The organism is Paenarthrobacter sp. YIM B13468 (assembly GCF_042788025.1).
Classification (GTDB): Bacteria; Actinomycetota; Actinomycetes; order Actinomycetales; family Micrococcaceae; genus Arthrobacter; species Arthrobacter aromaticivorans.
In genome coordinates, this window is sequence record NZ_JBHZPI010000016.1 from 44725 (window position 1) to 70227 (window position 25503).

Genomic DNA, 25503 nt, shown 5'->3' on the forward strand with positions numbered 1-25503 from the left:
GAATCTGATCCGGGTTCTCTTCCCCTAAATGGGAAATGCAGTAGATAAGCATAAATACCGGAGCCGTAGTGACCTACGTTGTGCTCACGACTTGGATACTTTTGCCTTCTCTGGAGCATCCGGAATGTGAGCACTTTCGGAGGCTAACAGGTCGTTTGAGGCATTTGCTGCCGTGAATGCGGATTCTATTGCACCGTCAATCCAACCGGCCCATCCGGACGCCAGATCAGAATTGGCGAAGTGAACGCGCCCGTGAGGTACTTGAAGCTGGTTGGAGTATTTCATGACCTGGCCCGGCCGGTAGGCCATCCACGTTCCCAAAGAGAACTCGTCCTTGTTCCAGTCGTGCGAGTCCAGTGCGAGGACCGTTGCTTCAGGGAGGAATTGGCGCACGGCGTTGGTAACGGCATCCATGTCTGTTGCGTCAATGTCTGCTTCCGCACTGGCGAAGCAGCACAGGTAGGTCCCGTCATCGGTTGTGTATTCCGACGCAATCCACTTGAACGTAGTGTCCATCCCGATGCCGTAAAAGTCCTTTTCCAACTTGGGCACGAGTGCCCAGACTTTTACGGACTGCCCTGCCTGCTTCTCGGTGGCCATGGCCCGGTGGGCTTGGGGCAGTTCGGGTACGAAGTTGATTCGTTCCCAGGTGTTGACAGGAGCAGTTACGATGACGGACCTTGCGAGGATTGTCTGGCCATCTTGGGTGAGGACCCGCACTTGCGAATCTTCGTCCACGATCGATTCCACTGCAGAGCCGTACCGCACGTCAGCATTCGCTTCGTGGAGGATGTGCTCAATAAGATTCTTCGTTCCTCCCACAAATTTGTCGGACAACAGGGTGTACCACCCCACGGAGCTTCCGAAACCGCTCACCCAGGAAATAGCGTGAAGGGCTGAAAGCTCTTGAGGGTAAGCCCCGAAGTAGAACGTAGGCCACGCAAGAAGGAAGTCCCGCGTCTTGGCCGGGACGTTGAGGGCGTCGACGTATGCCGAGAATGGGATGTCCAAGTCTTCCAGGCCAGTCTGCCCGAGGGGTGCTTCGTAAAAGCGGATTCGTTCGGCATCCTTGTCAATCTGTACGATGGCATGCTCCAGCGCCGCCCATTCGTCGGCTGGGATCGGAAATCCAGTGTTCAGCATCTCGCCGTCGAGGCCCCAGCCAAAGCTTGATGCTACCGGGCTTTGAAAGGTCTGTACCTTATAGCGTTCCAACTCCGCCTGCACGAACTTCTGCTGGTCGGGGGCAATCCAGGTTCCGCCGATTTCGACTCCCTGATCTGTTCCCTTGAACTTCCTGTACCAGGTACGCCCGCCGAGGCGGTCGCGCCCTTCGAGCACAAGCACGGATTTCCCATCAGCCCTTGATTCGCGGGCTGCGATTCGCCAGCGAATGGATAGCAGCACAGGGGCCAGCACGATTCGGTGCTAGCGTCAGGCCGCACTACACCTCAACCTGTCGTCAGATCCCCTCCGAAATAGCGTCAGACTAGCGCGCATGTCGCCGATATCTGGGCGGCTTACGCCCAAGGCCATAGACCCTAAGCTGACAAGTCGACCGCGACGAAAGGTAGCTGACGAAAGGTAGCTAAAGCCTCGCCGCCCACCGTCGCTCGGATGCAACTGCTAACAAGACATGGGACCAAGTGCCGACCCCAGCCTCTGAGCTTTGGCGCTTAGTCATGCCGCCGATGACCGCACGCGGAATGAACACGTGAAAGCAAGAAAGCGAGCAAACCGTGGCCACCAACAAAGCAGACTTAAACGTGCACACTGTACCCACCACCTTTGGCCGGACAAACACGACGAGTCGGCAGGCGGCAGGAAGCATCGTTGAACCGGATCCGGAAAAACTCTTCAAAAATTTCCGTGAAAGTCATGTCATCGGCACACGCGACAACCATGAAGCAGTGAACGGCCAACAGCAACCACCGCAACACCCGCAAAGGAGGGCTGAATGACCCCAAAACCCAGCTGGCGGAGCGCCCACCAGCCAAGGCACTGAACCCGCTCCCCCACCCAAAACTGAACAGGCCGAACCCAGCGGCCAGGCACCACCCGGGACCTCAAAACAGAGGGAAATGTCAAGCTTTGTACACACATTAAAGCAAAAACCCCTCTGACGAGGGGTCATGCCGTGCCCGAGGTGGGACTCAAACTGCATTCAAGGCCTTGGCAACACTGGGAACACCTGAAACATCGCCAATCCGAGCCAGTCCGGCCAACGTACGACTGAGACCGAAGCCCAAAGTGTGGACATTGATGCTCCTATTGTTGTCAACGGTTGTTGAGCCACGCGGCCGCGCAGGTTACCGTGGCCGCCGCTCCGGCCTCAAGGGTCGCTCCTGCGATCGCTGCGCGACGGCCATGCGGCCGCCCTTGACCCCGGGGCTTGCGCGGCCATGGTCAGGCAGGCAGCACGCGGGCCAACCCGGGATCCGGCATGTGCACGGTTGCCGGGGACTGGCAGTTGAGCCAGGTTTCGTAGCGTTGGTGGAAGTCGTTGTCGTGGGTGAGTCCGCGTTCGAGGCGGGACAGTGCGGTGGGCCAGACGTGGAGGGCGTCGGCGGCTTGCTGAAGGGTCAGCTGCTTGGTCGTGCGTACCGTCCGGAGTGTTCCGGCGTCGGGGCCGGGTCGCGGGTGGAGGAGTTGGTCGTAGATTTCCCGGGCGACGTAGCGCTTGAGGCAGCGCATGATTTCCTTGGTGCTCTTGCCTTCCTGGTGTCGCCTGGCCACATAGGCCCTGGTCCTGGCGTCGTATCTCATCCGCACGAGGACCACGCGGTGGATGGCTTTGTTGGCCTGCCGGTCGCCGCCGCGGCTGAGCCGGTGACGGGCGGTCTTTCCCGATGATGCGGGGATCGGGGCGACGCCGACCAGTGCGGCGAACTTCGCTTCGGAGCTCACGCGTTCGGGGTTGTCTCCCACCGTTACGAGGAGCTGGCTGGCGACGTCGGTGCCCGCCCTGGAGATCGCGGAGCATCGGTGCGTGGAGGGCGAGGATGGCGTCGAGTTCGGCGTCGATCAGTGCCAGTTCCTGGTGCAGGTGCCGGTAGCGGACGGCGAGGCGTTTGAGCACGGTCGCGGTGCTGGTGAGTGGCTCGGAGGCCGGTCCGGCGGGCCGGGTCTTTTCCAGCGCGGCCATCAAAGCGGGACTGGTCATGGCCCGGTATCTGGCGCGGATCGTTTCCGGTGCGGTCACCAGGATCGCCTTGACCTGGGCCATCACGGCGACCCGGGCGCGCATTGCGGTGGCGCGCTCGGCGCGCAGTACCCGCAGCGATTCCACGGCTCCGTCCCGGGATTTCGGGGTGGCGCCGGCGTGGCCGGACAATACCGATTCGGCGGCCTGATAGGCGTCGAGCGGGTCGGATTTTCCCTGCAGCCGGCGGGCCTGCCGGTTCGGGCGCATCACCTCGACGACGTGAATGCCCTCGCGGACGAGTACGCGTGAGAGTTCGGCACCGTAGCTGCCGGTCCCTTCCACGCCGGCGGCGAGGACCGGACCGAACTCTGCGATGAACTCGATGATGCCCTGGTAGCGGGACCCCGCGGCAGGGAATTGCCTGTCGGCCAGGTGCCGGCCGGTGTCGGTGATGAGGGCGACGTGGTGGGTACCGGCGTGGGTGTCGATCCCGGCGATGACTTCCAGATGTTCGTTTGCCATGATGAAACTGCCCTGACCTTTGCATGCGATGAGAAAAGGGCACGCCGGCCGGGTGGGCAGACAAGACAGTAATGGGACTCTTCGGAACAGGCTCCTATAAGGTCATGTCCACCTGGCCGCCGCGTTTAGTGCGGTCGTGTCGCGGCGGACAGATCAATGTCAAGACAAACCCCTCACAGGGCGTCAGCCACACTTAGAGCCACGCCGCGACACAACCAATTTCATCATTACTGTCCACACTTCCTTTTTGCCCCATTCACGTGACTCTTGAGACCGGCCGCACTCCCCCAGCCGCGCGAGCAGTGGCCACATCACCGGAAGCAAGCTCGACTATGCGGAGTCCCCTCCGGATGGCGATGCCGGGTCCTTCCGCAAACGTTCTCAGCCCTGCACTTGATGCTGCAGACTGCGGAGGTCCAGTTCAATTTCGCGGCCGTTAACGTGCACCACCATCTTTGCGTCTTCTACGCCCGCGGCTGACAAATAGTCCATAAGCGTTGACAGAAGCATGTCTTCGCGGCGCTCTGTCTTCGAAACAACACTCTGATCTATTCCAAGCCTCTGGGCCAAGTCATCCTGTGTCAGTTCTGCGGCCTTGCGAATTGTGGCTAGGTTAAGGGCGTAAATACGGTCCTCGCGTGCGGAAGCTTCCCGAATTTCGGCTACGCGTTCTGTCATACCCGGCTTTGCCAGGATACGTCCGAGCCGGTCATCGCCCTTCCTAAATGTCTTCCTCACCATTTTCATCAACCTCCCCTTCTCTGATCCATTGATCGATTATTTGGTCAGCTCTGCTTCCCACACTGTCGTAGAAGACATCGCCCATGTTGGCTTTATCACCTGAAAACAGGGCCACCACCGCTGTGTTCTCATCGGGTGGAAACCAGACGATCAATCGGACGGCGATCCCGTGATGGTACGGGTGAGAAACCCGCCATACTTGGTACCTCTTCGCCTGACGCACCGTTTTGAGTGTCGGAGTCTCTTCGGCGGGTGGTGCGCTCAGGCGCCGCAGATAGTCCATCTCTGCGGCTACATATTCGAATACAGCCTTAGCCCTCTCATCACCGCTTTCGGCCTCCTCTTCGAGTCGGTCCAGCTGCTCGTCAAAGCTGTCCGGCCAGAAAAGTTCCATAGGCAATTATGACTTTGAAGGCATATGCATTGCAAGTCATTCAAAGAGCCATCTCCGAAGGCACAACTCGCACTGTCAGCCGGTATAAAGGGACTACATCTTTGGTCAGCCCATCGCCCTCCTTCTGAAGGAGGGGCCGCTATTGGCCCGAAGGTTCACCTGGGAGAGCCGCACCACTTGGACCGGGACAAGCGGGTCATCACCAGTATACTGACCTTCCGTTATCGCTTACCTTCCGCGTCAGAACTAGCGGGCTCCCTGTGACTCGGCCCATAATGTCACCGCTCGCCGTTACCCTGACCTGTATGGAAGTCGAATTCGAGCCAGGCCGCCCGTTTGACGATGCCGCAAGTGACCTTATCTCTGATAGGGCTTTGACTTCGGCCGGCTTCGCCCAGCGGGTGAAAGCGCTTGCGACGACGGCACCGCTGCATGATCTTGACGCCCGCAAGGCCCAAGTACAGTCAGCCGACTACACCGTGTACCAGATGGCCGAGCTCGCGCTGCACGCCATCGACCTAGTCACCATCGCGATGGACTTCGACACCGGTGCCCGCCCCGTGTCCGTGCTGAAAGATCTGGCCGCCGGTGTCACCGCACAAGCTCCAGACCGCGCACTCGCGGAACATCAGCGTGTTGCGAGCTGGGTGCTGGAGAACCTCCTCAACGTCGGATCTACTGACCGCGGGTTCCGCACCGTATATGGCCTGACCGGGCCGGGCGGGTACGAGCGCCGCACCTTCGACTTCAAGCTGCTTGAGGAGACGCGCGGCCTCGACGGGGACCTCTACCTGCGCGCGTCGAACGAAGCTGTGAATGTCCTCGTCGGCGCGCTCGAGGTTGACCTCGAAGCCGCGCATATAGCTGCCGACGTCCGCCTGGATATCCTCATAAAGCGTGGCCGGCTCAGCGAAGCACAAGCCGCGGCGCAAAACGCCCGCTACCGCACCATCCAGTACGGCGAGATGCTCCGGCAACGGCTCGAGGCCACCAGCCGTGATGTCCGTAACGTCGACTGGGCCCAGGCCATGCCGGCGTTTATCGACGAAGCCCTCGCCCACATCGAAGGCCGCTATCGGGCCGAAAACGCCATTCTGGTCAACCTCACCGAAGTCCGCGACACCGCCGACACCCCCGCCCGCAAGGCGCACGCAGCGCGTCTGGTCGACCTCGTAAGTGACTGCCTCCGCCGCCACGACCAGCTCCAAGCGGGCCTCCAGACCGCCGGCCGCCGGTTCCGTGCCGAACAGGACCGCCAGACCTTCGCCCCCGGACCGATCCGGGCCGCCCTTGACCTGCATGCCCAGCTGCTCCAGCCGGTGCTAACCCGTCCCGTCGCTGAAGCGGACGTGCCCCTGCTGCGCTTCTTCAGCCCTGCCGCCGGCCTCATCGTCCCGCACGCGCTGCGTCTGGTCGACCTCTTCGAAGGACTCATCACGCCGCCGGCCGAACGAGACCCCCTCGGCGGCCTCATCGAGGATCCCGAAATCGAGCTCGACGAGGAACCGCCGCGGTTCCCAGGCGCTAGCTACGAACATCTTGCATCCCTCCTGGATCTCGACCCCGCTGCGCCACAGCGCCTGTCCGGGCTGCTGGCCGACGCACGCGCACGTCAGTCCGAGGACCCCGACGCTGAAGACCTGCCGCTGCTGGTCGTGGTCCGAGTCCTTGCCCTGGCTGCGCAGGAGATCGGTGTCGCACGACGCCACCACGACGCAACTGTGCTAATCGCCCTTGATGACGGGACCGTGCTCCAGGACCCGGCGTTCGCCGGCGCCGATCTCCTGGTCGCCCGCGCCGAGGTCCTCCAGACCCGGTCCGGCGACACTCAACCTATCGTCCTCGAAACCGCCGACGGCAGCCACTGGGCCAGCGATGGGACCGAGACCATTGATGCCGGCCCCACGAACGTAAAACCGGAGGGGAACATGAACAGCAACATGATCCAGGAGAACGCACCATGAGCTCAACCGGTCAGACCACTGCCAGCTCCGTCGGGGCCGTCGCCGATGCCTCCCGTTTGGTGGCGTTTGCGTTGCGCCCCAAGCTGCGCCCAGCGCGCGACGAAACCTACGCCGAACTCGTCCGCCGGTTCCACCATGATGACGGGTTCGCCGAACTCGTCAAAGCCATTTGCCTGGGGCTGGATCTCGTCATCCTAGACGCGGACGACCGGCACGGTCTCGTCGTCGCCAGCAGCGAGGAAAGCGTCTTCGCAGTCCGGATGACTGGCTACGCCCGCCGCTCCGGTGGGGAAGGCAAGGCCGCAGAACGCGTCCTGCACGCACTCGCGCATCTCGGCGCCGCCACCCTGGCCTATCCTCGCCCCGCCGACCTTTCCAACCCTGCCTACGTGGGCCGCGTCACCGTCAACGGCGTCGAGGCGTTTGTCCGTGAAGCCTGCCGCCGCCTCAGTGAGGCCGCCGCCGAAGCCGGCGACGACGTCGATCCGTCAGCGGATACCCCCGATCTGGAAACAGCTTGGCGGGTTTACCAGCGCCGTGCCGCGACACCCGGCTCCGGCGACGGACGCCGGGTGGCGTCCTCGACCATCGGCATAGTTGGCAAAGCTCTCACCTTCCTGGCCGACCAAGGCATGCTTGTCAAGCGCAGCGAAGAGGACGGCGGCACCTACGCCACCACCAGCCGGTACCGCATCCAGGTTGCCGAGGCCGGCAGCCGCATGTTCGCCGAGCTACTCTCCCTCGGCATCACCGAGATCACCGACGGCACCGGAACGCTTACGCCCGTCGAGTGGACCGACCAGACGGTGAGCCAGCTGTGACCACCACATGTACTGCCACATCCATCGCGACGATCCGCAACATCCGCTCCGGGAGCTGAACGCCACCATGTACGAATTGAACCGAGCTCGCCTAGTTAGCATCGGCCCCCGCGGTGCCCGCTACTCCGATGTCACCATTGACCTGTCCGGCCTCGGGGAGCAAGTCCCTCCGCGGAGCCTGTTCGACGCCCTCACGCGGCGGCCTTCGCCTTTCTCGCTGCTGCTGCTGGAGAACGGCGGCGGCAAGTCGGTCCTGCTCAAGCTGCTGTTCAGCGTGGTGTTGCCCGGGCGCCGCAACACCGTCGGCGGCGCCTCGCTCGACAAGTTCGTCCTCGACGGCGACACCGGCCATGTAGCGCTGGAATGGATGCACGTGACCACCGGGGAACGGCTCGTGACCGCCAAGGTATACCAGCGGCGAACTCGCAGCGGTGACAAGTACCCGGTCGCCGAGGCCTGGTACTCCTTCCGGCCCAGCCAATCACTAGACCTCGAGACGCTTCCCGTCGCTCACGACGGGCACCGACGACGGCTCGAAGGGTTCCGCGAGGCCGTGCAGGAAGTAGACCGGCTCGAGGCGACCACCGAGCTAAATTGGCTCGGCGACGACCAGGGTCGGTGGCGCGCACACCTGCGCGAGCGCGGTATCGAACCGGACTTATTCGACATCCAGCGCCGGATGAACGTCGACGAGGGCGAAGCCGCCAAGGCGTTCAAGTACGCCTCCTCCAGGGAGTTTGTCGACTGGCTGCTGACGACCGTCACCGATCCCAAGGACGCCTCCTCGGTCGCCGAGACGTTCAGCCAGTGGGCAGCGAACCTCGCCGACCGCGAGCAGATGCTGCTAGAGCGCGACTTCCTCGAGGGGGTCATCGCTTGCCTGGACCCGCTCTCAGTCGCGTACATCGCCCACCAGGAGGCCGCACACGACGCGGCAGCCGCTCTCCGTGGCGCCGAAACCCTGGCCGTTGAGCTCGACCTGCGCCTGCGGTTCGAGCGGGAGAACGTGTCCCAGCTGTCCGCAGAATACGCAGCCGCACAGACGGCCGTCGTCACCCGGTCTACCGAGCGTGACGCCGCCCGCGCGCTCCTCAACGAGGTCCGCCGCCAGACGCTCCAGCTCGAGCTTGACGAAGCCGAGACGCAGGCGACAGACACCAAGGAGCAGCTCATTGCCGCCGACCTGGAGCTGCACGGATGGCAGACCATCGCCGCCATTGAGGAACGTGACCAAGCCATCGCGACCGCCGACGATCTGGCCAAGCAGGTCGCGGCCGCCGACGATGACGCCGCGCCCGCGCTGGCACGACGCGACGAAGCCGCTGGCCGGCTGCTTGCGAAGTACCTGGCCGAGGCCGATGCCAGTGACCGGGAGGCTTCCGACAACGACGCCCAAGTTGCCGCCGCCAAGCAGGCAGCGGCCGACGCCGATGCTGCCCGCAGCCGTGCGCTGGGGGCCGCCGCCGCCGCCAGTGAGCGGCACCGGGCGGCCGTCCAGACGGTTGGCGCGGCGACTGATAGGCTCACCGCCGAGGCCGCTGCCGGGCTGGTGCCAGCCGGGACCACGCCCGGGCAGGTGCCCAACGTCGTGGAGACCGCCCAAGGCGTCCACGCCACCATCGTCACGCGCCTCGCCGAGGCCAAGCACAAAGCCGCCGCCGCGGAAACGAAGGTGAAACGAGCCACGGGCGCGGTCAAGGAAGCCGAGAAGGAGCTCCGGACCAGAACCGCCGCCGCCGACAGCACCTCCCGTGACCTGCGCGCAGTCGAGGACGAGGCTACGCGACTGGGCCATCTCACCGTGCTCGCAGAGGCCGCCGGAGCAGAGTCCGCCCCCACCAAGGACAACAGACCGGAGTCCGGTGACGCGTTGAGCGTCGATGAGCTCGAGGAGTCATGCGACCGACTCCTTGCCCAGCTCGCCCGCGACATCGTGGACCACACCGAGCACCTCGATGAGTCGCGGACAGCCCAGCGCGAGGATGCACGGGTTGTCGAGGCGCTCGGCACGGGCGGGCTGCTCCCTCCGCGCGAAGAAGTCGAACGGGCATTGGAGGTCCTGGACGCCGCCAGCGTCGTCGCGCACGCCGGCTGGCGCTATCTGCACGAGGCCGTTCCGGCCGCACAGCGCATTGAGCTGATCGCCGAACACCCCGCCCTGGCTGACGGGGTGGTGGTCATCGACCGCGACCAGATGCCCGCAGCACGTCAGGCCCTGACCGAGGCGCGGCTGCTTCCGGCAGCGGCAGTCGCGGTCGGGTCCGGCGCCGATCTGCTCAGCATCAACGCCAGCATCTCAGAGGTCGACGCACCCGCCGTGCGGGACGGAGACGAGTGCTCGGACGTGTTCGTGGTAGACCCGACCCCGGCATTGTTCGACGAGGAGTCCGCCGCCCAGCGGCGCGAGGAACTGCGCGAGCAGATGACCCGCCGAGGCGAGCAGCTCCAGTTCGGCGCCGAGCAGCTGGGCATAGTAACCACCGCATGCAGCGACCTCGACCGATGGCGGAATTCGAACCCTCCGGGACACCTTGCCAAGCTCCGCGAGACTGCAGCCGACGCCGCCACTCGCGCAAGCGCCGCGCAGGAGCGTCTCGACGCTGCCGAGGGAGACCTGGAGACGGCCACTGCCGATCACGAGCGGGCGGATTCCGACGTCGAGCAGATAGCGGGCCAAGAGCGGCGCGCCTCAGAACGCGCTGCGAAGCTGGAGGGCCTCGCCTACCTCGTCGAGTCCGCCGCCCAGGTGCAGCAGCTCCTACCAGAGCACGAGGCAGAGGTCCACCGGCAAAACGCAGCCGCCAGCGACGCACTCGACCGCCGTGAACGTGCCCAGCAGACACAGGAGGAACACGCCCGTCTGGCTGAGCAGGCACGTGGGCAGGCTCGACGCCACCGGGCCGCCCGTGACGAAGTGCCCTCAACAAGCGGGCAGCCCTCGCAGGAAGTTCCGACGACGTCACTGGCTGACCTGCGGGCGGCAGCAGCCGCAGCCCAGCAGACCTACCTGGCCGCAGCCGTCGACGCCGACCTGCGCCGCCGCGCCGAGGAGGCCGCCGAGAAGGTCCAGTCAAAGCGCTCTGCGCTTGCCCTGCGCGACGCCGGGCACGTCGTCGAGGCCGAACGGCTCCGCGCGACACCAGCGGGTGCCGACCGTGCGTCGTGGAGCGTCGGCGCCGACAACGCACGCCGCGCCGTCTCGACGTTGCGGGCCGAAGCCGACCGCCTCGGCAAGCGCGCCGGGCAGCTGGAACAGGCGGTTCTGGATGCTTCTCCGACCGAGCCTGGCCGGCGATCGTGGACCAGCCTTGGCGAACAATGGCAGCCCACCAACCCCAGGCATGGCCGTGAGCTCCAGGTCGAAGCGCAGCAGGAGTCCCGGCAGGCTCAGCAGCGCCTCGACGAAGCGACCGGCATCGTCAGCAAGCTCGAGCAGCAGCGCCGGGCAGCTGACGACGCCGCCCGCGGCATCAACGAGGCGCTGCTGCCACTGGTCACCCTCCTGGGAGGAGTCCCTGAGGGTGTCCCAGCAGGCGTTGCTGCGACGGCGTACACCGCCGACGAGGCCGCTGCCCAGCAGGCTGCATCCGTCGCGGTCGACAGACTGCGTGACACCAAGGACCGGCTCGAGAGCTGCCGTAACGAGCTCGCGGACGCAGCCCAGGAGCTGGTCGCGTACGCCAGCCTGGCCCGGTATGAATCGCTGGCCACCCAGGCGCGGCGCAGCATACTGGAGTCGAACCGGAACACGCTCCCGGTACGTGCTGCCGAGTGGTCCATCTCTCTCCAGGCTCGACTGGCGACCCTGACCAGCGACCTGGAGAACGCCAACAGGCACCGCAAGACCATCGTCGACCGGCTCAGCGCGCTGGTCGACCAGGCCCTCAAGACCCTACGCCGGGCCACCAAACTGTCCCGGTTACCTGAGGACCTCGCTGAATGGGGCGGACGCCCGTTCCTGCGGATCGCGTTCAGCGAGCCGGACCGCACCGCGATCAGCGTGCGCGTCGGAGAGGTTGTCGACCGGGTCGCCAGTGAGTACGCTTCCCGCGCTGTCGGCACACAGTCCCGCAGTATGCGCCGCGACGGGATGGCGCTGTTGCTTAACGCCCTCAACGCCTCGGTTCCAACGGGGTTCACCGTAGACGTCCTCAAGCCAGACTCCGTGCTCCGCGACGAACGGGTCAGTATCGAGGAGATGAACGATGTGTTCTCGGGCGGGCAGGAGCTGACTGCAGCCATCGTCTTGTACTGCACTCTGGCTGCTCTCGCCGCGAACGAACGCGGCCAGATGCGGTCCAAGCACTCCGGCGTTCTCTTCCTCGACAACCCGATCGGGCGCGCGAACGCCTCCTACCTGATCGACCTGCAACAGTCCGTCGCCCGCTCTCTGGGTGTCCAATTGATCTACACGACAGGCATCTCCGATGACCGGGTGCTCGCCGCGTTCCCGCTGTGGGTGCGCCTGCGCAACGACGCCGACCTGCGCGCCGGGCTGAAGCACATTCGGGTCGCCGAGGTCATGCGCCGCAAGCTGCCAGCCCCATACTCTGACGGCGAACTTGCCGCCAATGGGGACCAGAACGGCGGTCCGTCCGCGCCAGGCACCGTCACCGCGACCCGTGTCCACCGCCACCCGGCCACTCCTGCCCGCGAAGTGCGCGACGCCGATGAGCCGATGGAGATGCCGTGACCGCTAGGGACAGTCGTCAACCCGGCCAGCCGGGAGATGGCACTGCAGTGCAACTGAGCCCGCGCGCCGTCCGGCTGGGGACCCTGCTTGAGCGTGTCACTGGGCGGACAGTAACCCTGACGGACCTGTGGCCCTTGTGGGCCACGGCCGACCCCGCTTCCGCCGGACGGCCCGACCGGCGGGCTGGGCTCGCGCAAGCCATCGAGCAGCTAGCGGCAGCCGGGCTGGTGACTCCATCGAAGAAGCAGGACATCCACGCCTGGCCACACCTGCCGTCCAGGCTCACGCTGGCGCCGCCGGCGCCCTCTGAGTCCGCGGCTGCACTCGCCCGCACCGTCGCTTGGCGCCCTGAACTTGCCTGGGTGCTGCGCACCCGCCTGACCTTGGGGCAGGTCGCCCAGCTCCGCCTGGTCAACAACTGGCTCCGAGACCACGGCCGCGAAGCCGACGTCATACCGCTGCGCGAGCGATCGCTGGAGGTTCTCGGGCACGAGAAGGCGCTCGATGGCCTCCTGACCACGAATGTGTTCGCGCCGGAACGGCTCAGCCTCACTCTGCTGCGAACGTTCCGCACCCACCCACCCCTGCCCGTCGTTCGAATCGGAGACGGGCCCGTACTGCTGGTGGTCGAGAACGACAACACCTTCCACAGCATTCGTACTGTTCTGGCGCCAAATCCGGGGCCCGTCGGCCACGTTGCATGGGGCGCCGGAGGCGCGTTCGAGGCTTCCGTGCGGTCGGTCGGCGACCTGCCCGGCCTGGAGCGTGTGCGGTACTTTGGCGATCTAGATGCCGCCGGATTGCGCATCCCTCGCAATACCGCCGAAACCGCGGCACGAGAGAGGCTGCCGCCCGTTACCCCGGCGCTCGATCTGTATCGCGCCCTGCTGGGCAGTGGCATACGCCAGGGCGGCCAGCCACCCCTCACCGCTGAACAGACTGGCGCCTTCGTCGGATGGCTTGAGGACGCAAGATTGATGCTGGAAGCCGCCGACATGCTGCGCTCCGGCATTCGGGTGCCGCAGGAGGCGCTCACACTCAGGTCTTTGGCCCGTGACCGCTACTGGCTGGACGCACTGTGACGTGAGAGGCGCCCGAGACCCGTTGGGAACGATGGCATCTCAGCGGCAGTCCTTGCGTTGTGGCGTGACTAGTCTTTCGGTTGGGCCCGACATAGCGCCGCGCCCGCTACCCTGATGGGATTGAGCCAAGGGCCCGCCGTGATCCCTATGCGAAAGATGCCAATCCCGTCACGTTGAACCACACCCAAACCTGACAGCCCGACGGTCTCGAGACAGCACAGCCCCGTCACCCTCGTCGCTGGAATGCAGCTGCTCACCAAGAACGAGACGAAGCGCCGGGACAGCACCATGGGTGCTTGCCTTGTCATGTCGCCGAATCCGGCGGGCGAAATGAACACATGAAGGCAAGAAAGAGAGCAGACCGTGGTCAGAAACAAAACAGACTTAAGTGTGCACAACGTGCACACCTCTCTTGGCCCGACAAAGCAAGTATTCGGCGCCGTGCTATGCCGGAAATCTCATGGCTGAAACCGACGAGATGGAAATCTGCGGAAGTCATGTCGTACCTAATCCCCTAGCCCATGAACAGGTGTAGGCCGCCCCAGACCTACCGGACAGAACCGAAAGAAGGAACTCGAATGACCGCAGCATAGAGCCAGCGGAGCGCCCACCAGCCAGGACGCCAACCCCGCTCCCACATCCAAACTGAACAGGCCGATTCCGGCGGCCAGGCACCAGCCGGAACAACAAGTCAGCGGGACTTGTCAACGTTTGTCAACAGTTAAAAGCAAAAACCCCTCTGACGAGGGGTTATGCCGTGCCCGAGGTGGGACTCGAACGCGATTCCCGGCCTTGATATTGCTGGGAAGTCGCGGAAACCTGCGGAATCCGGGCCAGCCCGGCGCTTGTACGAGGCAATCCGAGGCGAAAGGTGTGCACATTGTGCACACCCTCTTTTTCCATGGAACCAGTGCCACGCAGGACGTCCCAGACGGCGCAGCGGACGGGTAGCCGCCCCGAATCGAGGGCTAGATGTAGTGGAATTTCAAGGGCCGGACGGGGGCAAGAATCCTCCATAGTGCCACCTCCTTTCACACTTCTATGGTTCGCTCAAACACTCCCGACATGACTTAATCCGATAACTCCAACGACCGCTCTTTCACCGACGTCGGCCTGGACGTCTCTCTGACCAACTCACCAGTCACTACTAGGGTTCTGGAAATGCCCTTGATCGCGCTGCTGCGATCTGCTTCCTCATGTACAACAAGCAGAAAACATCGCACGCCTAACCTGGCTTGAGCTGCCCGATCTTGGTTGCCATGACATCCTCGAACGCCGAAACGCCACGGCGAAGCTGTTCCGGCAAACGACGCCGGTTTCGCCAGCAGAAACGGGACTGTCTGAATAACGGTGTGTGGGGTTCGGCCTGATCCGAAGGAGACGGCCGTGTCAGAATCCGCGACCGAGATGACAGGGATGATGATCGATCCTGTGACGGGAGAAATCATTGACCAGAAGGAGCTTGCGGAGCGGTTGCTCGCGCAGGCCAAGGAACAGGGCGTGAGCCTGGTGGGCCCTGGCGGACTACTGAACCAGCTCACGAAGAACGTCCTGGAAGCGGCACTGGACGCGGAACTGACCGAGCACCTCGGGCATGAGCATGGCCAGAAACCGGTCGCCGCGAACATGCGTAACGGCACGAGATCAAAAACCGTGCTGACCGAGATCGGCCCGGTTGAGATTGAGGTGCCCCGGGACCGGGACAGGTCATTTGAGCCGATGATCGTGCCGAAACGGAGACGGCTTTTGGACGGGATCGACGAGGTCGTGCTCTCGCTCTCGGCACGTGGGCTGACTACCGGGGAAATCGCCGCGCATTTCGAGGAGGTTTAGGGGCCAGAGTTTCTAAAGACACCATCAGCCGCATCACGGAGAAAGTCGCAGCCGAACTGGCCGAATGGTCCTCCCGGCCGCTGGATCCGGTTTATCCGGTGCTCTTCGTTGACGCGATCGTGGTCAAGGTCCGTGACGGGCAGGTACGCAATACCCCGTTCTATGTCGTCATGGGAGTAACCGCGAACGGGGAACGGGACATCCTGGGTATCTGGGCCGGTGACAGTGGCGAGGGTGCCCGGTTTTGGCTGCAGTTCTTCTCCGAGTTGAAGAACCGGGGTGTGGAAGATGTGTTGATCGCTGTCTGCGACGGGCTCAAGGGCCTTGCCGGAAGCGATCACGACCACATGGGAACGCACGATCGTGCAGCAATGCATCGTTCACCTGATCCGAAAAAGCTTCCGCTATGCCGGCCGCCAACACCGCGACGGCATCGTGAAGGCACTCAAACCCGTGTACACCGCCCCGTCCGAGCAGGCAGCCAAAGACCGGTTCGCTGAATTCACGGCAGAGTGGGGACAACGGTATCCGGCAATCGTGCGGCTTTGGGAGTGCTCCTGGGCGGAGTTCGTGCCGTTCCTGGAATACGACGTCGAGATCCGGAGGGTTATCTGCACGACGAACGCGATCGAATCGATCAACGCCCGCTACCGCAGGGCCGTGAGGGCCCGAGGTCACTTTCCGAACGAGAATGCTGCCCTGAAATGCCTGTATCTGGTCACCAGATCCCTTGATCCAACGGGCGGCGGAAGAGCACGCTGGACCATGAGGTGGAAGCCCGCGCTCAACGCGTTCGCCATAACGTTCGCCGGACGGTTCGAAAGAAGCATCAAACAATGAAAACCGCCGGAGCCCACACACCGTTTATCGGACAGTCCCGCTCTAATCGAAGTGATCGTGGGCCTAACCAACGCGAGAGTCGATGAGGATAGATCCGAGTAGCCTAAGGCGATCGCTATCGACTAACTGACGAAACGATAATTATCGGCATTCAGAGCACGGGAGTGGAAGCTGCTGCGTTAACTCGTCCTGAAGGATCTTTCTACGTTTTTCCACGTCAGCTGTAGGCCAATGCTTGCCTGCTTCAGATAGCGATCGGCATGCCGAGCGCATTGTCATTTGCAGTTCGTCCGAGCCAAGCTGCAGCGAGGAAGCCGGGGGCAGCCGGACAGGTAAATCCAACACAAGCCAGTTCCGGACGCGCTTACGTGTAATTATCTGGAGCTGCCATAACCAGACCAACCAGAAATGGGCCATCAGGTAGAAGCGCTATGGATGTGAAAATCATCAACGAATAAACTGAGCCACGGGCTAGGCGAGTCACTGAAACAGTGCCTCGCCTACTCGAATGTGGACAAGTCCTCGCTATCCCGGCCGCGACGCTAGCTACCGTCCCGCAGGTTGGAGGGTGGTTGCCTCGTCAGGTGGATCATGTCGAACGTCGCCACACAACTCCCGCCCAGTGGTGCTTGTGACAGGAACCCGACATGGACGTGGTTTGGCGTGCCCAACCTGAACAAGCGGACGAAGCTCCACATCTTGCCGTCGGCGGAGTAATGGAAGGCCCAGGCTGGCCCTATCCGGCTCACGCGGAGGTGGACCCATGGCTCTGCGACAACAGTCGAGTTGCCGTCGTCGGAATAGTTGTTTGTTACAACGCTGACCACCATCGCCTCGCCCTGGGGAGAATGCTCGAAACAGAGCTTGGCCCAGTGGTCTTGATCCACCCACAGGCTCAGCGCCCCGGCGTCGAACGTCGTCCGGGGTGCCTCCACTCTGACCCTGGCGGACAGCGAAAAAGATGTTGGCGCGGTGAAGCCAAGTGCCGAGGCCCGATGTTGCTGCTGCCCGCCGAGGGAATCGTTACTCCAATCGACTCCCGGCGCAGCTGTCAGGGTCAGCGTCGCAGATGTGGGCTCGTACTCCGCTTGACCTTCGACGCTCGTCCAGGTCAGGGGTGGGAGCCCTGCTGCTTCGAGGGTCATGTCCATGCTCCTTGTTCAGTTTTCCGCTGCGCATGTAGCGAGCGGGGCGGCGGTGTGGGAGAGCCTGCGGTGCTGAGGCGCCTGCCAGCGGGTTTTTAGTTTTACTGCCCGGACAAGTCGGATAAGTTCCGCCCTACCGGGCCCGTTGATTTCCGGGCGACGAGGCGGGATGGCAGGGCTGGTCTGGGAGGAAGTACGAGGTGCTCGATCTGGGCAAGGAGCTGTTCGACAGCGTTGCGGCCTTGGGTGGCAAAGTCAACCCGGAGTGTGGTCAACGGCGGCGCGAAGTAGGCCGCTTCGGGGATGTCGTCAATGCCGGTCACGCTGACGTCCTCGGGAATGCGGTAGCCGCGTTCAGTCAGCGCAAGCATCGCACCCAGAGCCATCTGGTCATTTGCGGCGACCACAGCGGTGACAGGAAGGGGCCCTTTGAGGCTCATGATGGCGTCGTACCCGGATTTGGCCGACCAGTCGCCATACAAAACGCCATGGGAGCCCAGTCCGTGCTTTGCCACAGCGCGCTCATAAGCCCGGACGCGGTTCCGCGCGGCTGACCACGCAGTGGGCCCGGCTATATGCAGCAGCCGCAGATGTCCCAGGCCTGCGAGGTGGCTCAACAGGGCAGGCAGTCCCACGGACGTGATCTCGGATGGATGCCCACCACGGGCGTCATCTTCCTCGGCAGCTATGTACGCGGGTACACGGAAGTCCGCCGCTTCGAAAGCTTGCGTCATTTCATCGGTTGATGACAGCGCCAGGACGCCGGCGAGATCATGCTGCATGATCAGCTCCAGGGCCTGGTTGATGGCGTCCCGGTTGCTCATGTCCAGCGTGACGATGTCCAACAGGTAGCCCGCCTCGCGAGCGGCAATGCTGGCACCCTGGGCGATCTTGCTGGGACCCACTTGGTCAATTTCATGGGTCAGGGCACCGATGCGGTGGGATCTGCCGGTCGTCAAGGAGCGTGCAGCAAGGTTCGGCCGGTAGTCCACTTCATGGAGGGCCTTTAGGACCCTTTCCCGTGTTTCGGGTCGGATTCCTTGGTACCCCCGCAGGAAGCGGCTGACCGTCTGGTGGGAGACCCCAGCCAGCCTCGCCACGTCGTAGATCGTCGGGGTCTTCGTAGGGTCGACATCAGAACGGTCAGTTGGGTCTTCGGATCCAGCTTGATTCATGCCTTTAGGCACTTCCAGTTCCATACGGGCCCCCTGATCCGCCCTTCCGGGCCTTGGTGCCGAGACGTTCGGTCTCGTGCGTACTGAAACTACTTTACCGGCAACATCGCCGCGGAAGCGCGATGTTTGTTTCCGGTAACAGAAAATTCCAAATAGCCTTGTTTCCGGTAACATCCTCCCGTAACGTACCTCACATACCTTTCGAGCACGACAACGGAGTACACGTCTCAATGAACCTTCGCCCTTCAGTTTACGAACCGTCCGGACTGCTGTTCGGTGTTGCCTATTACCCTGAGTACCACCGCACGGATCGATTGCACCAAGACCTCGATTTGATGCACGACGCAGGGATTAATGTCATCCGTGTAGGGGAATCGGTGTGGTCAACGTGGGAACCCCGTGACGGCGAATTCGATCTTGAGTGGTTGGCTCCGGTCCTTGATGCCGCCCAAGAGCGCGGCATCAAGGTCGTCCTTGGGACCCCGACCTACGCGGTTCCGCCTTGGCTGCAGGAGGCACACCCTGAAATCGCGGCGGAGCGCCGCTCCGGAGAGCCCATAGCGTGGGGCGCCCGGCAGGAGGTTGACTACACTCATCCCGGCTTCTTGTTCCATGCTGAGCGTGTCATCCGTGCCGTACTGGGTCGCTACGCTGGCCATCCAGCAGTCGTAGGTTTCCAGGTAGACAACGAACCTGGACTGGAGATTTTCCACAACCACGGTGTTTTCGTGCGCTTCCTACGATGGTTGAAGGCACGGTACCAGGACGTCGAGACCCTCAACCGGGAATGGGGTTTGACGTACTGGTCCCACCGGATCGGTGATTGGTCAGAGTTGTGGCGGCCGGACGGAAACACTTTCCCGCAGTACGACCTGGCGTGGCGGCGGTTCCAGGCGGAGCTGACCACCAATTTCATTTCCTGGCAGGCAGGGCTGGTCCGCGAATATGCCCTCCCCGGACAGTTTGTCACCACTTGTCTTCAGTACCCGCGCCGGGCGCTGGATGACGAGCAGTTGTTCTCCAATCTCAACATCGGGGCCGGCAACCCGTACTACGGCATGCAGGACCACTTGGACGCGCACGAGCAGCTTGCGCAGCCGAATTACTGGACCACGACGGGCGTCGCGGGGCTGTTCCGCCAAGCGGACCGGATGTATTCATCCAAGCAAGCCCGGTACCTCGTGACGGAAACCAACGCCCAGTCCATCGGCACGGCAGACCAGAACTTTCCGTCCTACCCGGGGCAACTGAAACAGTCTGCCTTCGCACTTATTTCCCGGGGCGCCGCCATGGTCGAATACTGGCACTGGCACACACTCCCCTACGGCACCGAAACGTACTGGGGCGGGCTACTGCCCCACAGCCTCAAGCCAGGCAGGGTCTACACCGAAGTGGCGGAAATCGGCGCCGAACTCAAGCAAATCGGGCTGGCACTCGACGGCTACGAACCAGACGCCGACGTAGCGATCCTGTGGTCGAACCCCAGCCGCTACGCGATGCAGTACATGCCGCCCCTTCACCGTAACGGTGCCCCTGATGAGGAATCCTACGAACGCATCGTGGACGCTTTTCACCGTGGCGTAATTGGCGCCGGGGGCCAGGTCCGCATCCTCCACATCAGTCAATCCCATGCCATCGGCGCTTCGGAGCTTGCCCGCAAGTTTCCGATTCTTGTTGCCGCCGGCATCTATATCACCACCGACGAGGACCTGAACCTACTGCGCGACTACGTCAAAGAAGGCGGGCACCTCATCATCGGACCACGCACCGGCTACGCCGACGAAGAAGCCCGGGCGCGGGTCGCAGTAGCACCGGATAAGCTCAACGACCTCGCAGGGGTCTGGTACGAGGAGTACTCGAACCTGGACGGTGCTGTCCGCGTTGTCCCCAGCCCCAACGGGCTGGTCCTGGACGAATCGGCTTCGGCGGAGGCCTGGATTGACGGGTTGAGATCCGAAGGCGCGAGCGTCCTCGCCCAATACGACCATCCGAGGTTCGGCGATTTCCCGGCCGTCACCACGATGTCCCAGGGCAGTGGCCGGGTCACTATGGTCGGCTGCGTTCCTTCTCCGGGACTGGCACGGGGAATCTTTGCCTGGGCGGCACCGACTCCCGTCGCCACTGAACTTGCCGGGGAGGTCAAGCTGCCCTTGTATGTGTCCTCCGGCACGGTGGCCGGAGGGAGCCGTGCATGGTTCGTTTTCAACTGGGGATGGGACAAGCAGGAGATCACCTTGGCCCTGCCCGTCTTCGATCCTGTCTCGGGCATCAGCCACGAGGCGGGCACAATTCTCTCACTTGACGCGTGGGGCACCAGCACGTTCGTCAGCCGGTGAGTATCCGGATCATTGATCCACCAACAACCAAAGAAAGAGCCACGATGAAGAAGGCGTCAAAAACAGCGGCGGCCATGGCCGTGCTGGCCGGTATCACCGGATTCATGATCACCGGCTGCTCCCCAGCCGGCACATCCCCCGCACAGTCAGCCACGGCCATGTCGCAGGAGGACTTCGACAAGGCCATGAGCACCCCGACAAAGCTCACGTTCTGGACCTGGCTTCCGGACGTCCAGAATGAAGTAGCCCTGTTTGAGAAAAAGTACCCCCAAATCGACGTCACAGTCGAGAACGTCGGACAGGGCGGGGAGCACTACCAAAAGGTTCGCACCGCCCTGCAGTCCGGCGACGGTGCCCCTGACGTGATCCAGCTTGAATACCAGTACATTCCCTCATTCAACCTCACGAACTCCCTGCTGAATCTCCGCCCGTACGGGGCAGACGACATATCCGGTGACTACGTGGATTGGGCCTGGAAGCAAGTCTCGAACGACAAGGGCGTGTGGGCCGTCCCCCAGGATGTGGGACCGATGGGCAACCTCTACCGGACCGACATCCTTGAAAAGGCGGGCATCACCAAAGCACCGGCAACCTACGAAGAGTACGCGGCCGACGCGAAGGCCGTGAAAGAAAAGACCGGCTCCTACATCTCGAACCTGCCCACCAACGACCCCGCTCAGGTGATCGGGCTCTTGTGGCAGGCGGGCGTCAAGCCGTTCAGCTATGACGGTGACAAAACGGTCGGCATCAACGTCAACAGCGCCGAGGCCAAAAAGGTGCTCGCCTACTGGCAGGACCTGATCCAGAAGGACCTCATCTCGGTGGACGCAGATTTCAACGACCAGTACTACCAAGGTTTGGCCAGTGATAAGTACGCCGGCTGGCTGACCGCAGCCTGGGCGCCGATCTTCCTCCAAGGCACGGTTGAAAACACCGCCGGAAAATGGGCCGCAGCCCCGCTGCCGCAGTGGAGCGCAGGTGAGCAGGTCTCCGGAAACTGGGGAGGCTCCTCTGACGCCGTGCTGAAGACCACAAAGAACCCGATCGCCGCAGCCGAACTGGCCAAGTTCATCAACCACGATGAAGAATCCACCAAGATGTTCGCAACCAAGCAGTTCCTGTTCCCCGCCGCCAAGAGCGTGCTGGAAGACTCCTCCTACACTGACCAGAAGGTCGCGTTCTTCGGCGGCCAGCAGGTCAACAAGCTGTTCGGGCAGATCTCAAACACCGTAGACACCGACTTCCAATGGCTTCCCTTCACCGAATACGCCTACTCGCAGTTCAATGAAATTGTCGGCACGGCCATCGGCGCCAAGGGCGACCTGAACACCGCCCTGGACAAATGGCAGGAAACGCTCGTCTCCTACGCCAAGGACCAAGGCTTCACCGTCAAGTAACACCCTGCCGGGAAGCGGGACCCTGTCCCCGCTTCCCGGTTCCCAAATCAGCCCCAACAAGAGGATTCCAGTGGCAAGCGACACCATCATCCCGGCCACCCGGAACGCAGGATCCACCGTCCGGCGATCCACATCCAGCCGCCGCACCCAGGTCACAGCGGCCTACCTGTTCGTTCTCCCGTTCTTCATCGTGTTCATCGCGATGCTCGTCATCCCCCTCGGCTACGCCGGGTACCTGAGCCTGTTCAAGAGTCAACTCATCGGTGGGCTTTCCTTCGCCGGGCTTTCAAATTACGTCGAGGCCCTCACCGACCCTGAGTTCCTTGCAGGGATCGGCCGGATGGGCGTCTTCCTCCTCGTGCAGGTTCCCATCATGCTGGCAGTCGCCCTGTTCCTTGCCCTCGCCCTGGACAGTGGCAGGGCCCGGGGCTCGAAGGCCCTGCGTCTGCTCTACTTTGTGCCCTATGCCGTTCCGGGAGTTGTGGCCACCCTCATGTGGGGCTACCTGTACGGTCCCGACTTCGGCCCCTTCGCGCAACTGTTCCACAGTTTCGGCCTCGAATCGCCCAACTTCCTGGGCCAGCAATCGATCCTTGGTTCGATGATGAACATCGTCACCTGGGAGTTCGTCGGCTACAACATGATCATCATGTACGCGGCGCTGCGCGGAATCCCCGGGGAACTCTACGAAGCCGCGGAAATCGACGGGGCCAGTCAATTCCGCATTGCCTGGAACATCAAGATCCCCGCCATCCGACCAGCCATCATCCTGACCGTCATCTTCTCCATCATTGGCACGTTCCAGTTGTTCAACGAACCCAGCCTGCTGGACGCCATAGCACCCAACGCCGTCACGAACGGCTTCACCCCAAACTTCTATGCCTACAACCTGGCGTTCGTCAACCAAGACGTCAACTATGCTGCCGCGATCGCGTTCCTTCTTGGCATCGTCATCGCCATTGTCTCGTACGTCGTTCAATTGCAGACCCAGCGCGGCGAACGACGGCAGCGAAAGGCCAGCAAATGACAACCATGCACATCACATCAGACACCACCAACGAACCTGCACCCCCGACGACACCGGCACCCCGCAAAAAGCTCCGCCCCCGGGAAAGCCAGCGCAGTACGCTCCTCACGGTGCTGCTGTGGCTGTGCGCCCTGTACTTTATCCTCCCCCTGTTCTGGTTGATCGTTGCCAGCACCAAATCCAACGCGGACCTGTTCTCCACCTTCGGACTCTGGTTCGGCAAGACCTTTGAACTCTGGAACAACCTCGTCTCCGTCTTCACGGTACGGGACGGACTGTTCCTGCAATGGGTCATCAACACAGTGCTCTACGCAGGTGTCAGCGCCGTCATCGCCTCCATCCTGGCAACAGCAGCCGGATACGCCTTCGCGAAGTACCAGTTCCCCGGCGACAAACTGCTCTTCAGCATCATCCTCGGCGCGATCATGATCCCCCTGACTGCCCTGGCGTTGCCCACCTACTTGCTCTTCAACACGGCCGGACTCACGAATACCCCCTGGGCCGTCATCCTGCCCTCCCTGGTCAGCCCCTTCGGCGTCTACCTCATGCGCGTCTACGCCGCCGACGCTATCTCGGATTCACTCATCGAGGCCGCCCGCGTCGATGGAGCCGGTGAATTCCGGATCTTCTGGCAGGTCGGCTTCAGGCTCTTGGGTCCCGGCGTCGTTACAGTCTTCCTCTTCGCGCTCGTCGCTACCTGGAACAACTACTTCCTCCCCCTCATCATGCTCAACAGCTCATCGCTATACCCGCTGACCGTCGGACTCGCCCAGCAACAGGCCGCCAGCGCAGCCGGAGGCGGAGCCCAAGCCCTGTTCTCCACCGTCATCACCGGCTCACTCGTCAGCATCGTGCCCCTGATCATCGCCTTCCTGGTCCTCCAGCGCTACTGGCAAGCCGGCCTCACCACAGGCGGCGTCAAAGAATAGAAAGGAATCACCCATGACGGCTGCACCAGCAACCATCGACATAAAGGTAACCAACCCTGCGGCGTTGGACGAACAACTCGACAATGCCCACCAGTCACTCCAAGCTCTGGCCCTGCACACCAGAACCCATGGAATTCTCGTCACCCGCCACGCTCCCGGCAGATACACCGTGCAACTCTCTGACCAGGTCCCCTATGGAATAACGCAACAACGAATGCTTTGAAAACCCGAACATGAGTTTCGTGAATCCCCTACCAGACACGGTACCGCCAGCCGCCGTCGCCACGATGAAGACGGCGGCTGGACAGTCATGTTGCCTCGTTGAGGCCGAACAGCTTGCTTCGGCAATACATGCATCGGTGTCAAAACCACGGGCCGTCCCCCAGTTGAAGAACCAACTCCCACCCAATCCGTCAAAATGATGGCGCCCTCCCCCGATTCCAAAAACCGCCGCGTCACCATCAAGGACGTTGCCCGAGAAGGTGGCGTGTCAACGCAGACTGTTACCCGGGCGATAAACGACATGCCGGGCATTAACATTCACACCAAAGACCGGATCCGCAAGCTCGCCGAAGAACTCGGCTACACACCAAGCCGCTTTGCCAAAGGGCTTGTGCAAGGTGCCGGGACGTGCGTCGGTATGGTGGTGCCCGAATTAACAAACTCCTATTTCCCCGCCGTCGTTTCCAGCGTTGTCCACCACGCCACCCGACGAGGTTGGCAAATCACGCTCAACGAGTCCGCTTCCGATCCAGACACTATGATGCTGGCAATCGAGCAAATCGCACCACAGGTTGACGCAGTCATCGGATGGTCAGGCAGCGGACTTGCGACCTGCCAAAGGGTTTTGGGAAGGCGCCCGCTGGTCCTCTTGGACCACCCGGAGTACCCCGGTGCCGCCGGAGAAGTGTCCTTTGACTACGTCCATGCGGCCCAGCTCACGCTCAGCCATCTCATCAGCCAGGGACGAACGAGAATTTCCTACCTCGATTCCGCTCCCCCTTTAGGACTGTCGGTCCGTGCACAAGCGTTCGCTCGGCAAGCAGGTGAAATTGGTGTTCCCGTAACCTTCCTCAATGCCGAAGGCTCTGCGGAGGGCGCACGAACGGCGGTGTCCTCCCTCATGGAAACGAATCTTCTTCCGGATGCCCTCATTACCTTCAACGACGTCATGGCCATTGGCGCAATGAAAGCCATCGCCGCCGCCGGTAAATCGGTTCCGCGAGAGTGCTCCGTCATCGGAATGGACGGCATAGCTATAGGTGAGTTGTTGACGCCGGAACTCAGCACACTATCGCTCGATTTCAACGAGGTTGGGGCAACAACTGTTCAACTTGTCGAGGACCTCCTTGACGGAAAGATCTCCCCCGGTGCTATGGAAGCCAAACGAACCCTGAGACATCGCATGGTCTACCGGCAATCAAGCTGATTACACGCTCCGGCCGATGGCCGTGTGCAG

General features: G+C 62.6%; 18 protein-coding genes and 2 pseudogenes. 12 read left to right on the forward strand and 8 right to left on the reverse strand.

The genetic code is table 11. The annotated features are described in order from the left end of the window. Positions 1 to 84: 84 nt before the first annotated feature. Positions 85 to 1419 (reverse strand): NAD(P)/FAD-dependent oxidoreductase, encoded by a 1335-nt coding sequence (locus tag ACFX4T_RS15780; protein ID WP_223948900.1) that lies wholly within the window; start codon positions 1417 to 1419, stop codon positions 85 to 87. Positions 1420 to 1739: 320 nt separating this feature from the next. Between ACFX4T_RS15780 and ACFX4T_RS15785 the strand changes: the two genes are divergently transcribed. After that, positions 1740 to 1961: a hypothetical protein gene (locus ACFX4T_RS15785; RefSeq protein ID WP_223948899.1), complete on the forward strand. Its 222-nt coding sequence runs from the start codon at positions 1740 to 1742 to the stop codon at positions 1959 to 1961. 445 nt (positions 1962 to 2406) lie between these two features. Here the strand turns inward: ACFX4T_RS15785 and ACFX4T_RS15790 are convergent, their stop codons facing one another. From ACFX4T_RS15790 to ACFX4T_RS15805, 4 genes and pseudogenes are all read right to left on the reverse strand, one after another. After that, entirely contained in the window at positions 2407 to 2928 is a 522-nt protein-coding gene (locus ACFX4T_RS15790) for a transposase (RefSeq protein WP_263426292.1), read from the reverse strand. A 331-nt stretch (positions 2929 to 3259) separates the two neighbouring features. Next, positions 3260 to 3667: pseudogene (locus ACFX4T_RS15795) on the reverse strand (transposase); the annotation flags it as partial. Positions 3668 to 4048: 381 nt separating this feature from the next. Then, complete coding sequence (locus ACFX4T_RS15800; RefSeq protein WP_377652632.1) at positions 4049 to 4414, reverse strand: helix-turn-helix domain-containing protein; 366 nt, start codon at positions 4412 to 4414, stop codon at positions 4049 to 4051. After that, entirely contained in the window at positions 4389 to 4802 is a 414-nt protein-coding gene (locus tag ACFX4T_RS15805; RefSeq protein WP_223948897.1) for a hypothetical protein, read from the reverse strand. The genes ACFX4T_RS15800 and ACFX4T_RS15805 overlap by 26 nt, the downstream gene beginning before the upstream one ends. A 305-nt stretch (positions 4803 to 5107) precedes the next feature. On the opposite strand from ACFX4T_RS15805, the gene ACFX4T_RS15810 reads away from it, so the two are divergent. Continuing rightward, positions 5108 to 6766, forward strand: a complete 1659-nt coding sequence (locus ACFX4T_RS15810) for a hypothetical protein (RefSeq protein WP_223948896.1) — start codon at positions 5108 to 5110, stop codon at positions 6764 to 6766. After that, positions 6763 to 7587, forward strand: coding sequence for a hypothetical protein (locus ACFX4T_RS15815; protein WP_377652633.1), 825 nt, complete (start codon positions 6763 to 6765; stop codon positions 7585 to 7587). The genes ACFX4T_RS15810 and ACFX4T_RS15815 overlap by 4 nt, the downstream gene beginning before the upstream one ends. A 91-nt stretch (positions 7588 to 7678) precedes the next feature. Here ACFX4T_RS15815 and ACFX4T_RS15820 read toward each other — a convergent pair whose 3' ends face one another. Further along, entirely contained in the window at positions 7679 to 8068 is a 390-nt protein-coding gene (locus ACFX4T_RS15820; protein ID WP_377652634.1) for a hypothetical protein, read from the reverse strand. Between the two features lie 198 nt (positions 8069 to 8266). On the opposite strand from ACFX4T_RS15820, the gene ACFX4T_RS15825 reads away from it, so the two are divergent. The 3 genes and pseudogenes from ACFX4T_RS15825 to ACFX4T_RS15835 all read left to right on the forward strand — a co-directional run bounded on the left by ACFX4T_RS15825 (position 8267) and on the right by ACFX4T_RS15835 (position 16035). Then, on the forward strand, positions 8267 to 12280 hold the full coding sequence (locus ACFX4T_RS15825) for a hypothetical protein (protein ID WP_377652635.1): 4014 nt from the start codon (positions 8267 to 8269) through the stop codon (positions 12278 to 12280). Beyond that, complete coding sequence (locus ACFX4T_RS15830; RefSeq protein ID WP_223948892.1) at positions 12277 to 13362, forward strand: Wadjet anti-phage system protein JetD domain-containing protein; 1086 nt, start codon at positions 12277 to 12279, stop codon at positions 13360 to 13362. Before ACFX4T_RS15825 ends, ACFX4T_RS15830 begins: the two co-directional genes overlap by 4 nt. Before the next feature lie 1416 nt (positions 13363 to 14778). Next, a pseudogene (locus ACFX4T_RS15835) lies at positions 14779 to 16035 on the forward strand (IS256 family transposase). A 542-nt stretch (positions 16036 to 16577) separates the two neighbouring features. Here the strand turns inward: ACFX4T_RS15835 and ACFX4T_RS15840 are convergent. Continuing rightward, the gene (locus ACFX4T_RS15840) at positions 16578 to 17180 is read right to left on the reverse strand and encodes a DUF1349 domain-containing protein (RefSeq protein WP_223948891.1); all 603 of its coding nucleotides are present in this window, start codon (positions 17178 to 17180) and stop codon (positions 16578 to 16580) included. 101 nt (positions 17181 to 17281) lie between these two features. Next, positions 17282 to 18379: a LacI family DNA-binding transcriptional regulator gene (locus tag ACFX4T_RS15845; RefSeq protein WP_223948890.1), complete on the reverse strand. Its 1098-nt coding sequence runs from the start codon at positions 18377 to 18379 to the stop codon at positions 17282 to 17284. 206 nt (positions 18380 to 18585) lie between these two features. Here ACFX4T_RS15845 and ACFX4T_RS15850 point away from each other — a divergent pair, with 206 nt between their 5' ends. From ACFX4T_RS15850 to ACFX4T_RS15875, 6 genes are all read left to right on the forward strand, one after another. Further along, entirely contained in the window at positions 18586 to 20691 is a 2106-nt protein-coding gene (locus tag ACFX4T_RS15850; RefSeq protein ID WP_223948889.1) for a beta-galactosidase, read from the forward strand. 44 nt (positions 20692 to 20735) lie between these two features. Next, positions 20736 to 22088, forward strand: a complete 1353-nt coding sequence (locus tag ACFX4T_RS15855; protein ID WP_223948888.1) for an ABC transporter substrate-binding protein — start codon at positions 20736 to 20738, stop codon at positions 22086 to 22088. A gap of 70 nt (positions 22089 to 22158) precedes the next feature. After that, positions 22159 to 23115, forward strand: coding sequence for a carbohydrate ABC transporter permease (locus tag ACFX4T_RS15860; RefSeq protein WP_223948887.1), 957 nt, complete (start codon positions 22159 to 22161; stop codon positions 23113 to 23115). Then, complete coding sequence (locus tag ACFX4T_RS15865; RefSeq protein WP_223948886.1) at positions 23112 to 24044, forward strand: carbohydrate ABC transporter permease; 933 nt, start codon at positions 23112 to 23114, stop codon at positions 24042 to 24044. The genes ACFX4T_RS15860 and ACFX4T_RS15865 overlap by 4 nt, the downstream gene beginning before the upstream one ends. Before the next feature lie 13 nt (positions 24045 to 24057). Beyond that, positions 24058 to 24267 carry a hypothetical protein gene (locus ACFX4T_RS15870; protein WP_223948885.1) on the forward strand — a complete coding sequence of 70 codons (210 nt, stop codon included), beginning with the start codon at positions 24058 to 24060 and terminating at the stop codon, positions 24265 to 24267. A 195-nt stretch (positions 24268 to 24462) separates the two neighbouring features. Next, positions 24463 to 25473: a LacI family DNA-binding transcriptional regulator gene (locus tag ACFX4T_RS15875; protein WP_223948884.1), complete on the forward strand. Its 1011-nt coding sequence runs from the start codon at positions 24463 to 24465 to the stop codon at positions 25471 to 25473. Positions 25474 to 25503: the final 30 nt, after the last annotated feature.